9 protein-coding genes and 1 pseudogene are annotated in these 11,477 nt (G+C 73.5%); 2 read left to right on the top strand and 8 right to left on the bottom strand.

Annotation, left to right across the window (positions count from 1 at the left end; translation table 11 throughout):
• Window positions 1–205 precede the first annotated feature (205 nt).
• The 3 genes and pseudogenes from ACI79I_RS07260 to sodN all read right to left on the bottom strand — a co-directional run bounded on the left by ACI79I_RS07260 (window position 206) and on the right by sodN (window position 3,578).
• Entirely contained in the window at window positions 206–2,653 is a 2,448-nt protein-coding gene (locus ACI79I_RS07260) for an ATP-binding protein (RefSeq protein WP_456991632.1), read from the bottom strand.
• 19 nt (window positions 2,654–2,672) lie between these two features.
• Window positions 2,673–2,984, bottom strand: a pseudogene (locus ACI79I_RS07255) (ATP-binding protein); the annotation flags it as partial.
• A 192-nt stretch (window positions 2,985–3,176) separates the two neighbouring features.
• On the bottom strand, window positions 3,177–3,578 hold the full coding sequence (sodN, locus tag ACI79I_RS07250) for a superoxide dismutase, Ni (protein ID WP_456948408.1): 402 nt from the start codon (window positions 3,576–3,578) through the stop codon (window positions 3,177–3,179).
• A gap of 50 nt (window positions 3,579–3,628) precedes the next feature.
• On the opposite strand from sodN, the gene ACI79I_RS07245 reads away from it, so the two are divergent.
• On the top strand, window positions 3,629–4,018 hold the full coding sequence (locus ACI79I_RS07245; protein ID WP_456991630.1) for a S26 family signal peptidase: 390 nt from the start codon (window positions 3,629–3,631) through the stop codon (window positions 4,016–4,018).
• Here the strand turns inward: ACI79I_RS07245 and ACI79I_RS07240 are convergent.
• Window positions 4,001–4,606: a dTDP-4-dehydrorhamnose 3,5-epimerase family protein gene (locus tag ACI79I_RS07240; RefSeq protein WP_456991628.1), complete on the bottom strand. Its 606-nt coding sequence runs from the start codon at window positions 4,604–4,606 to the stop codon at window positions 4,001–4,003. The genes ACI79I_RS07245 and ACI79I_RS07240 overlap by 18 nt on opposite strands.
• Window positions 4,607–4,660: 54 nt before the next feature.
• On the opposite strand from ACI79I_RS07240, the gene ACI79I_RS07235 reads away from it, so the two are divergent.
• Window positions 4,661–5,869: an NAD(P)-dependent malic enzyme gene (locus ACI79I_RS07235; protein WP_456991626.1), complete on the top strand. Its 1,209-nt coding sequence runs from the start codon at window positions 4,661–4,663 to the stop codon at window positions 5,867–5,869.
• A 48-nt stretch (window positions 5,870–5,917) separates the two neighbouring features.
• Here ACI79I_RS07235 and ACI79I_RS07230 read toward each other — a convergent pair whose 3' ends face one another.
• The 4 genes from ACI79I_RS07230 to ACI79I_RS07215 all read right to left on the bottom strand — a co-directional run bounded on the left by ACI79I_RS07230 (window position 5,918) and on the right by ACI79I_RS07215 (window position 11,456).
• Window positions 5,918–6,619 carry a metal-dependent hydrolase gene (locus ACI79I_RS07230; protein WP_456991624.1) on the bottom strand — a complete coding sequence of 234 codons (702 nt, stop codon included), beginning with the start codon at window positions 6,617–6,619 and terminating at the stop codon, window positions 5,918–5,920.
• Between the two features lie 60 nt (window positions 6,620–6,679).
• Window positions 6,680–7,105, bottom strand: coding sequence for a DUF2269 family protein (locus tag ACI79I_RS07225; protein ID WP_456991622.1), 426 nt, complete (start codon window positions 7,103–7,105; stop codon window positions 6,680–6,682).
• Between the two features lie 241 nt (window positions 7,106–7,346).
• Window positions 7,347–7,529, bottom strand: a complete 183-nt coding sequence (locus tag ACI79I_RS07220) for a DUF6104 family protein (RefSeq protein ID WP_456991621.1) — start codon at window positions 7,527–7,529, stop codon at window positions 7,347–7,349.
• A gap of 66 nt (window positions 7,530–7,595) precedes the next feature.
• Window positions 7,596–11,456 carry a multifunctional oxoglutarate decarboxylase/oxoglutarate dehydrogenase thiamine pyrophosphate-binding subunit/dihydrolipoyllysine-residue succinyltransferase subunit gene (locus ACI79I_RS07215; RefSeq protein ID WP_456991620.1) on the bottom strand — a complete coding sequence of 1,287 codons (3,861 nt, stop codon included), beginning with the start codon at window positions 11,454–11,456 and terminating at the stop codon, window positions 7,596–7,598.
• Window positions 11,457–11,477: the final 21 nt, after the last annotated feature.

Genomic DNA, 11,477 nt, shown 5'->3' with positions numbered 1-11,477 from the left:
CGGTGGGAGTGGGACGAGGCGACCCTCCCGCGGGCCGACCCGCTGCACGACGGGTGGACCACGTATCTCCCGGTCGGGCGCTACGTACGTAGTCCCACGGGTGCGAGGGCGGTTCCGGCGCGTCCTGCGCCCGGCGCCGTTCCCGCTCCGTGGCGTCGGGGTCGCCTTCCCGGGCGCGCACCGCGGCCCGGCGCGGGAGCCGCTCTCACCAGGCGGATCGAGCCGCCCGGGCGACGAGTGCGCTGCGGCTGTGGGTCCCGGTCTTGGCCATCAGCCGCTCCAGGTGCTTCTCCACGGTGCGGGGTGAGAGCACGAGCCGGGCCGCGATCTCGCGGTTCGACAACCCCTGGCCGACCAGGGCGAGGACCTCCACCTCCCGACTGGTGACTCCGCGGGAGCGGAGCGCGTCGGGCACGTCGGGTCCTGGCGTACGGCGTGGGACAGGGGCGCCGGCACGGCGCAGCAGCGCACGGCAGGCCGCGGCGACCCGGTCGTGGCCCATGCGCTCGAAGTGGGTCAGGTCGTCGAGGAGCCAGCGGGTCGGTTCACCCCAGCCGTCGGAGATCGCAGCCTCGGCGACCAGTCGCCGGGCCAGGTGCCGGAAGTGGGGCATCGGGACGGGTGCGAGCAGCGCTCGATCCGCCGCCGCGAACGCCTCCGCCGCTGCGGCGCGGTCGCCCCGACGAGCGAGGACGACCGCCTCGGCCAGCCCGAGGTGTCCGACGGTCCAGCGGGCGACCCCCGCACCGGTCTGCGTCCTCGCCAGCTGGAGGGCATCCGCGCCACGCTCGAGGGCTGCGAGCAGGGCCCATCTCGCCAGCGGCGGGCTGGACGTGGTGTCGACCTCGCGACGGAGGTGCGCTGCGGCGCGATCGAGGGCCTGGAGTGCACCGTCCCGGTCCTCGACCAGCAGGCGGCTGGTCGCGCGCACGTGCAGGGCCGCGGCAGCGACGTGGTCGTCCTCCGGCGCGCGGGCGAGCGCATCGGCGGCCAGGGCCTCTGCCGCGGCCTCCTCCCCGAGCTGGGCGCGGATCTCGCCCTGGACGATCAGCACCATCGGCAGGATCGGTAGGCGCAGCCACCGCGCGCTCTCCTCGACCGCCTCCAGGATCGCGAGTGCCTCGTCGTGCTCGCCGCGCCAGGCCAGCATCGACGCGCGGTGGTAGTCGGCGGCTGTGGCGACCGCGATCGAACCGGTGTCCAGCGCGGCTCCTCGGGCTTGCTGGGCGCGTTCGGTCCGCAGGCTGCCGAACAGGTCGATGGTCGACAGCTCGTGCAGTGCTCGCGCCCGCCACACGGGGAGCCGATGACGCTCGGCCGTGTCGAGCGCACGGGTGAACAACGCCTCCGCAGCGGCTCCGTCACGCCGCCGGGCCAGCCTGCCCAGCACCTCCAACGCCTCGCAGGTCACCTCGGGCCGCACGGGCACGCGGGCGTCGAGGACGCGGCGGGCGAGACGCTCGGCCTCCGCGAAACGGTTGCGGCCCAACGCGACGAGCGCCTCGACGAGGTCGGCCCGCGGCAGGTCCGCCGTGACCTCACGCGCCAGACGCGTCTGCTCCTCCGCGGCCGACCAGGCCCCGGCCACGGTCCATGCGCGCGCCAGCCGCAGGTGCGCGTCCGACACGCGCGACGGTGCCGCGTCGAGTCGCTGCAGGCCGGCCAACAGGGACGAGGTCGCGGCGGCGGCGTCCTCGGGCCGCCCGGCCTGCACCAGGACCTCCGCCAGCACCTCGTCGGCCTGCACGCGGGTGAGCACGTCGTCGCCACCCAGCGCCCGCGCTCGCTCCACGGTCGCCTCGGCGGTGGCGAGCGCCCCGCTCTCGAGGTCCCTCCGTCCGGCGTCGACCAGGAGTTCGGCGGCACGCCGCCGGTTCCCCGCCACCTCCGCCATGGCGGCGGCCACGGCGCACCGGTCCCGGTCGAGATCGCTGCCGGCCCGCTCCAGCGCCTCCAGCGCCCGGCCCGCCAGAGCGGCGCGTTCGGGCGGCAGGATGTCGGCGAGGACGGCGTCACGGGTGAGGGCGTGGCGGAACGCGAACCTGCCATCGGCACCGGTGACGAGCAGTCCGTCGCGCACTGCCCCACGCAGCGCGTCCAGCACTGTCGCCGCGTCGAGGCCGGTCATCGGGGGCAGCAGAGCCCAGTCGAACTGCTCACCGAGGACTGCTGCAGCCGTCACGCCGCGCCGCGCCTCCTCCGCCAGCGCGGCGAGCTGAGCTCGGGTGGACTCGGCGATGCTCACCGGCACCACGAGGTCGCTCGGGTGACGGCGGGCGACGTCGAGCAGTTCCTCGACGAGCAGGGGGACGCCCTCGGCCCGGCTGCGGACCAGATCGAGCAACTCCGGGCGCGGGTCGTCGCCGAGGCATGCCGTCGCCATCTCCACCACGCCCGCCTCGTCGAGCCCCTCCAGCTCGAGCAGCCGGACGGCGTCACGCCGGGCGGCGTGGTGCAGTACGGGGACGGCCGAGCCCTGCTCGCGGCTCGTCACGACGATCAGCACCGGCTGGGAGGCGACGTTGTCGAGCAGGTACTCGAGCACGGCGAGCGTGTCCGGGTCGGCCCAGTGCAGGTCTTCGAGGACGAGCAGCAGGCCCTGACGGGCGCCCAGGTGGCCCAGCAGCCGCAGGACGGCCTCGCCGAGGACCACCAGCGAGTTTGTCCAGCGGGCCGGATCGCCATTGCGGCAGAAGCCGGCCGAGCACGGCTCGGAACGGCCCCAGCTCGGCCGGCGCGGGTCGGTCTGCCCGCAGCCCGCTGAGCAGGGCCTCGACGATCGGGCGGAACGCCGGCTGCTGGCCGCCGGCGACCGCTCTGCCGACCAGCGTCGGCACCGTGTCGCGGGCTCGTCGGGCCAGTTCCACGACGAGGCGTGACTTGCCGATCCCGGCGGATCCGACCAGGGCCACCGCAGCGCCGCGACCGGACCGGACGGCATCCAGCGCCGCGAGCAACTGCTCGAGCTCGCGGTCCCGCCCCACGAGGACCGGGCACCGGAGGCCGAGCACCGTTCGAGTATGGATCTCACGGACGAGCCGGGTCGCGACCGCCGGAGCAGCGACGCGGCGGATGTGCTCCCCGCTCCCCGCTGGGCCGTCGAGGACCGCCCGACGACGAGACGGCGACGGCCGGCGAGCGCAGTGCTCGCCGGCCGTCGCCGCACCTCGGGGGACTCAGGCCGCGGCCTTGGTCTCCCAGAAGATCTTGTCGATCTCGGCGATGTAGTCGAGCAGCTTCTGGCCCTCGGCCGGGTCCATGCTGCCCTTGCCGCCGGCCGCACCGGCCTGCTTGGTGGCCTTGTTGAACAGCTCGTGCAGCTGCGGGTACTTCTCGAAGTGCGGGGGCTTGAAGTAGTCGGTCCACAGCACCCACAGGTGGTGCTTGACCAGGTCGGAGCGCTGCTCCTTGATCAGCACGGCGCGCATGCGGAAGACCGGGTCCTCGTTGGCCTGGTACTTCTCCTGGATGGCCTTGACGGACTCCGCCTCGATGCGGGCCTGGGCCGGGTCGTACACGCCGCAGGGGAGGTCGCAGTGCGCGGTGGCCTCCACGGCGGAGAACATGCGGAAACGCATGGACGTGACCTCCGGGTCTCGTGGTGTGGTCGTCTGCGACCCTACTCCCGGTGAACGGTGACCACAGGTCCGAGGAAGAGGTCCCCCCGACCGTTCCGCCGCTGGTCACGCCCTGGGTCCTGGCCCGGGTGGCCGGGCCGTCCATGTCGCCGACCGTGCGGCACGGTGACCGGCTGCTGGTGCGCCGGGTCGACCGCGGCGGCGCGGTCGGTCCCGGCGACGTCGTCCTGGCCCGGTTCCCGGTCCGGCCGGAGCTGCTGGTGGTCAAGCGCGTCCGGCGGGAGGCGCCCGGCGGCCACTGGGTGGAGGGCGACAACCCCCTGGTCGCCGACGACAGCCGCGCCTTCGGTCCCGCCGTCGTGGTGGGCCGGGTGGTGGGCCGGCTGTGGCCGCGACCGGGCCGGCTGGCGCCGCCCCCGGACTCAGCGGCCGGCGCGTAGCTGCTCGTACCGCGCCGCGCACTGCTCCATCGTCGGCAGCAGCCCCTGCTCGCGGGCCTGCTCGAGGGTCGGCGCCTGCCGGTCCTTGGCGGAGAGCTCGAACTCGACGTCGCCGGGCCAGGGGAGGGCCAGCGCCGGGTCCAGCGGGTCGATGCCGAACTCCCGCGTGGGGTCGTAGCCGCTGGAGACCAGGTAGGTCACCGAGCTGCCGTCGACCAGGGAGACGAAGGCGTGGCCGAGGCCCTCGGACAGGTACACGGCGCGGGGCGCCTCGCTGTCGAGCACGACCGCGTCGTGCACCCCGAAGGTCGGTGAGCCGACCCGGACGTCGACGACGACGTCGAGCACCCGCCCCGCCGGGCAGTACACGTACTTGGCCTGTCCGGGCGGCACCAGGGCGAAGTGCACGCCGCGCAGCACCCCGCGGGCGGAGACGCTGTGGTTGGCCTGGGCCAGCGTCAGCCCGAACCCCAGGGCGCCGGAGAGGACGTCGGCCCGGTACCACTCGGTGAACCGGCCGCGGGCGTCGCCGTGGGGGACCAGGTCGAGGGCGTAGGCGTCGCGCACAGCCAGTTCGCGGATCTCCACGGTGCGGAACGGTAGGCGACCGCGCGTCCCGGACACCGTTACGCTGCCGTGTCCATGGGCGGAACCCTGCATCCCGAGACCTCCGCAACCCGGCCGGGGAGCCCCGACCGCTTCGCCGACGACCCGGCGTTCGCCGTCCACGAGGGCGGCAAGCTGGCGGTACGCCCGACCCGCTCCATCGACTCCGTGGCCGACCTGGCGCTGACGTACACGCCGGGCGTCGCCCGCGTCTCCAGCGCCATCGCCACCGAGCCCGGCCTCGCGCGGCGGTTCACCTGGGCGCCGCGCGTGGTCGCGGTGGTCTCCGACGGCACCGCCGTCCTGGGGCTGGGCGACATCGGGCCGACCGCCGCGCTGCCGGTCATGGAGGGCAAGGCCTGCCTGTTCAGCGAGTTCGCCGGGCTGTCGTCGGTGCCGGTGGTCCTCTCCACCACCGACGTCGACACGATCGTGGAGACGGTGGCGGCGATCGCGCCGTCCTTCGGCGGGATCAACCTGGAGGACATCAGCGCTCCGCGCTGCTTCGAGATCGAGGACCGGCTGCGCGAGCGGCTGGACATCCCGGTCATGCACGACGACCAGCACGGGACGGCGATCGTCGTGCTCGCCGCCCTGCGCAACGCGGCCCGCGTGGTCGGCCGGGAGATCAGCGACCTGCGGGTGGTCGTCTCCGGCGCCGGGGCGGCGGGGATCGCGTGCACCAAGATCCTGCTGGGCGCGGGCGTCGGTGACATCGCGGTGGCCGACTCCCGGGGGGTCCTGCACCCGGGCCGCGAGGACCTCACCCCGGTCAAGCGCTGGGTCGTGGAGCACACGAACCGCTCCGGCTACGCGGGCACGATGGCCGGCGCACTCGAAGGCGCCGACGTCTACCTGGGGCTGTCCGGTGGCTCGGTGCCGGAGTCGGTGATCGCCTCGATGGCGCCCGGCTGCATCGTGTTCTCGCTGGCCAACCCCATCCCCGAGGTCGACCCGGAGATGGCGGCGCGCTACGCGGCCGTCGTCGCCACCGGGCGCAGCGGCGAGCCCAACCAGATCAACAACGTGCTCGCCTTCCCCGGGGTGTTCCGCGGGGCGATCGACGCCGGCGCGACCGCCATCACCGAGGAGATGAAGCTGGCCGCGGCCGCCGCGATCGCCGACGTCGTGGGCGAGGAGGTGCGTCCTGACTACGTCGTCCCCAGCCCGCTGGACCGACGCGTGGCCGAGGCCGTGGCGGCCGCGGTGGCCGACTGCGCCCGAGAGCAGGCCGTCACCCGCTGACGCGGCCGGAGGGGATCGGTGCGGGTGACCCGCACCGATCCCCTCCGGTCAGTCCAGGTGCAGCCAGGGGGCGATCGCCGAGCGCACCCCGGTGTTGGCGTAGACGAACCACAGCGTGACCAGGACGAACCCGGGCGCCAGCACCGCCTTCTCCAGCACGGTGCCGGTGCGCAGCGGGGTGAGCGCCAGCCGGCAGCGCTTGAGCAGCCAGACCACCGGCACGGGGACGCCCTGCTTGGTCAGCGCGTCGCCGGCGATGTGGGTCAGCACGCCCAGTGCCACCGCGTACGGCAGCCACGCGGGCTGGGGCATGTGCTCGAGCAGCAGCCACGCGCCCGCCCAGGACAGCACGAGGTTGCCGACGACGGTGTTCTCCGCCCGCCCGGGGATCACGAAGTGCAGGGCCCGCAGGGCCAGCCCGATGGCCAGGGCGATCAGCAGCAGGCTCGACCAGAACGCGTTCGCCGCGGCCAGGGCGAGCGCGCCGAACGCGAGCGGGGCCAGGACGGCGTCGTGGGTGCCCCAGCGGTGGCCCTGCGCGAGCCGTCCGATCGCGCCGGAGGGCACGTCGGTGATCGGGCCCCACATGTCGGAGACCGTGGAGCCGCTGTGGTCGAGGTCGGGCAGCATGGCGAACCCGCCGGCTGCGGCGATCCACGCGACCTGGGCGACGGGGCCCTCCACCGGGGCCCAGGGCAGCGTCGCGGCGCCCGCGGCGAGCCCCGAGAGCGCGTGGGAGTGACCGAGCACGCACAGAGGGTCTCGCTGCCCTGCCCGGGAGCGGGGGAGGCCGCCGTCCGGGCGTGTCGGTCAGGGCTTCCAGACCATGAGGACCGCGACGGCGACCAGGAGCAGGGTGACGACGCCGGCTCCGGCCGCGATCCGGCCGTAGAGCGCCTTGGCGGAGGAGTCGCCCCGCCGCAGCCCGGCCGCCGCGCGGGAGAGCGCGGGGACGACGAGGACGAGGCTGACCACCAGTGCGACCAGGTACAGCACGATCGACAGCCACAGCCACGTCCGGGACAGCGGGATGCCCTCGACCCCGGAGACGCCGAACCCGAACAGGGCCACCGCCAGCGACGCCCACGTGAAGACCCGGGTGGACCGCGTCAGCAGCTCCACCGCGGGGACGTCGCCCGTCCGGACGGCGCGCAGCGCGGTGTGCGGCAGCAGCGCCATCGGGCCGATGAGGAAGACGGCGGTCACGACGTGGAGGACGTTGAGGACGGTGCCCATGCACGGAGGCTAGGCAACCCGTGCACTCTGTCGTCCTCCGGACTCGCACCGCGGCCAGGTGCCGTCCCCTGCCCCGCTGAGCCCGTCCCGGCCCTCGTCGGGGAGGCCTCCGGCCCCCCGCTCCTCGAGCCGCCCCCGCGGCCAGGTGCCGTCCCCTGCCCCGCTGAGCCCGTCCCGGCCCTCGTCGGGGAGGCCTCCGGCCCCCCGCTCCTCGAGCCGACCTCCGCGGTGATCCGGCGGCTCAGTCCTCGTCGTCGTCCGTGCCGCCGCGGGCCAGCCAGGTCGCCAGCCGCTCGACCGGCACCTCGAAGTCCGGGAACTGGTCGACGAACGCCTGCATCTGGTCGGCGAGCCAGGCGAGGGTGACCTGCTCGTCGCCCCGCCGCTCGGCCAGCTCCTCGAGACCCCTGTCGGTGAAGTACACGGCATGGAACCTACGACGCCCGGCTCCCGAGGTGTTCGGGAACCGGGCGTCGCGGGGCGCGTGGGCTCAGTCGGCGAAGGCCTGCGCGACCAGCTGCTTCTGCTCGACCTCGTGCACCTTGGCCGAGCCGACGGCCGGGCTGGCCGAGGCGCGGCGGCTGACGCGGCGCAGCGTCCGGCCCCCGAGGTGCTCGGGCAGGTTGACCGCCATGAACTGCCAGGCGCCCATGTTGGCCGGCTCCTCCTGCACCCAGACGACGTCCTGCGCGTTCGGGTAGCGGTCCAGCTGCTGGCGGATCTGCTCGGCGGGCAGCGGGTAGAGCTGCTCGACCCGCACCACCGCGGTGTCGGCGGTGCCGTCGGACTCCCGCTGGGCGAACAGGTCGTAGGCGACCTTGCCGCTGCACAGCAGCACCCGGCGGACGGCGGCGTCGTCGAGCGGCTCGCCCCCGACACCCGGGTCGGGCAGCACCGGACGGAAGGTCTCCTCGGTGAAGTCCGCCACCGGGCTGACCGCGGCCTTGGCCCGCAGCAGCGACTTGGGCGTGAACACGACCAGCGGCCGGTGCACGTCCGACAGCGCCTGCCGGCGCAGCAGGTGGAAGTAGTTGCCCGGCGTCGAGCAGTTGGCGACGGTCATGTTGTTCTCCGCCGACAGCTGCAGGAAGCGCTCGATCCGGCCGCTGGAGTGGTCCGGCCCCTGGCCCTCGAGGCCGTGCGGCAGCAGCAGGACGACGCCGGAGCGCTGACCCCACTTGGCCTCGCCGGAGCTGACGTACTCGTCGATGACCATCTGGGCGCCGTTGACGAAGTCGCCGAACTGCGCCTCCCAGAGCACCAGGGCCTTGGGGTTGGCCAGCGAGTAGCCGTACTCGAAGCCCAGCGCCGCGTACTCGCTGAGCAGCGAGTCGTAGACGAAGAACTTCGCCTGGTCCTCGGAGAGGTGCGCCAGCGGCGTGTACTCCGCGGCCGACTCGCGGTCGATGAGCACCGAGTGCCGCTGCACGAAGGTGCCCCGGCGCGAGTCCTGCCCGGCCAGGCGGACCGGGACGCCCTGCATGAGCAGCGACCCGAAGGCGAGCAGCTCGCCCATCGCCCAGTCGATGCCACCCTCGCTCACCATCGCCGCGCGCCGCTCGAGCATCCGCTGCAGCTTCGGGTGGACGGTGAAGTCCTGCGGCAGCGAGACGTGCGCGTCGCCGATCGCCTTGAGCACCTCGGTGGAGATGGCGGTGGCGATCGAGGTCGACTCCTGCGCCGGCTGGTCCATCGCCGGCTGCGGCTTGGAGGTCTCCTGCGCGTCGTGCGTCTCGGCGAAGGCCCGCTCCAGCTGGCCGCGGTAGTCCTTGAGCGCCTCCTCGGCCTCGGCCAGCGTGATGTCCCCGCGGCCGATGAGCGCCTCGGTGTACAGCTTCCGGACCGAGCGCTTGCGGTCGATGATGTCGTACATCAGCGGCTGGGTCATCGACGGGTCGTCGCCCTCGTTGTGGCCGCGCCGGCGGTAGCACACCAGGTCGATGACGACGTCCTTCTTGAACGCCTGCCGGTACTCCACCGCCAGCCGCGCCACGCGCACGCAGGCCTCGGGGTCGTCGCCGTTCACGTGGAAGACCGGCGCGCCGATCATCCGCGCGACGTCGGTCGAGTAGAGGCTCGACCGGGACTGCGCCGGGCTCGTGGTGAAGCCGACCTGGTTGTTGATGACGACGTGCACGGTGCCGCCGGTGCGGTAGCCGCGCAGCTGCGAGAGGTTGAGCGTCTCGGCCACGACGCCCTGGCCGGCGAAGGCCGCGTCACCGTGCAGCAGGACCGGCAGGACGGTGAAGCCCTGCTCGCCCTTGTCGATCATGTCCTGCTTGGCGCGGACGACGCCCTCGAGGACCGGGTTGACCGTCTCCAGGTGTGACGGGTTGCTGGCCAGCGAGACGGCGATCTCGGCGTCGGGCCGGAACGGGTTGCGGAACGTCCCCTCGGCACCCAGGTGGTACTTCACGTCGCCGGAGCCCTGGACGGTGCCGGGGTCGATGTTGCCCTCGAACTCGCCGAAGATCTTCGCGTAGCTCTTGCCCAGCACGTTGGCCAGCACGTTGAGCCGGCCGCGGTGGGCCATGCCGATCGCGACCTCGTCGAGCTCGTGGTCGGTGCCGGCGATCAGCACCTCGTCCAGCAGCGGGATGACCGACTCGCCACCCTCGAGGCTGAACCGCTTCTGACCGACGTACTTGGTCTGCAGGAAGGTCTCGAACGCCTCCGCGGCGTTGAGCCGGCCCAGGATGTGCTTCTGCTTCTCCCGCTCGGGCTGGTCGGCCTTGACCTCGACCCGGCGCTGGATCCACTCCCGCTCTTCGGGGTCGGTGATGTGCATGTACTCGACGCCGACGGTGCGGCAGTAGGAGTTGCGCAGCACCCCGAGGATGTCCCGCAGCGCCATCAGCCGCTCGCCGGCGAACCCGCCGACGGGGAACTTCCGGTCGAGGTCCCACAGCGTCAGGCCGTGCTGGAGGATGTCCAGGTCGGGGTGGCTGCGGACCTTGAACTCGAGCGGGTCGGTGTCGGCCATCAGGTGGCCGTTGCGCCGGTAGGCCTCGATGACCTCGATGACCCGGGCTTCCTTGTCGATCTGCCCCTCGCGGGTCACCCGCACGTCGGGCATCCAGCGCACCGGCTCGTAGGGGATGCGCAGCGAGCGGAAGACGTCGTCGTAGAACCCGTCCTCGCCGAGCAGCAGCTGGTGCAGCCGGCGCAGGAAGTCACCGGACTGGGCACCCTGGATGATCCGGTGGTCGTAGGTGGAGGTCAGCGTGATGATCTTGCTGACCGCCATCTCGGTGAGCGTCTCGGGGTTCATCCCCTGGAACTCGGCCGGGTACTCCATGGCCCCGACGCCGACGATCGTGCCCTGGCCGGCGGTCAGCCGCGGCACCGAGTGGTTGGTGCCGATGGTGCCGGGGTTGGTCAGGCTGATCGTGGTGCCCGAGTAGTCCTCGAGGGTCAGCTTGCCGGCGCGGGCGCGGCGGATGACGTCCTCGTAGGCGGCCCAGAACTGGGCGAAGTCCATCTCCTCGGCGGCCTTGATCGAGGCGACGACGAGGGAGCGGGAGCCGTCGGGCTTGGGCAGGTCGATGGCCAGCCCGAAGTTGACGTGCTCGGGCTGGACCAGGGTCGGCTTGCCGTCGACCTCGGTGTAGGAGGCGTTCATCTCCGGGAAGTCGTCCAGCGCCCGGACCAGCGCGTAGCCGATGAGGTGGGTGAAGGAGACCTTCCCGCCGCGCGCCCGCGCGAGGTGGTTGTTGATGACGATGCGGTTGTCGGCCAGCAGCTTGGCCGGCACCGCGCGCACGCTGGTCGCCGTCGGCACGGTCAGCGACGCGTTCATGTTCTTGACGATGCTGGCGGCGGCGCCGCGGAGCGGGGTCTGCTTGGGGCCCTCGCCGGCCTGCTTCGGCGCGGCCTTGGCAGCGGGCTTGGCGGCCGGCTTCGCGGCGGGGGCCGCCTTCTGCTGGGCGGCGGCGGTGTCCGCGGCGCGGTGCACGACGGTGGCCTCGGTCTTCGGCTCGACGGGGGTGGCGCGGGACGGCGCGCCGCTGTCACCGGCCGGCTGCTGCGGCGCGGCCGCGGGGGGCTGCGGGGCGGCGGGCGCCGAGGCCGTGGGGGCGGCCTCCTGCGACGGCGCCGGGCTCGCGTAGGAGGTGGCCGGCGGTTGCGTGCCCGGGCCCCCGTTGGGGGAGGCGGCCGGCTGCTCGCGGTCGTCGCTGGCCGAGACCGGGCTGCCGGGCCGGTAGTCGGCGAAGAACTCGTGCCACGCCTGGTCCACGCTGGACGGGTCGGCGAGGTACTGCTGGTACATCTCCTCGACCAGCCACTCGTTGGTGCCGAAGCCAGCCACCGCTGAGGAGGAAGGGGTGGAGGACGGCCGGGATGAACTCACGCTTGACACGGGGTCGAGTGC

The organism is Geodermatophilus sp. SYSU D01105, from assembly GCF_054050095.1.
The sequence above is the reverse complement of the archived record's forward strand: the minus strand, read 5'-3'. Positions and strand labels throughout refer to the sequence as shown.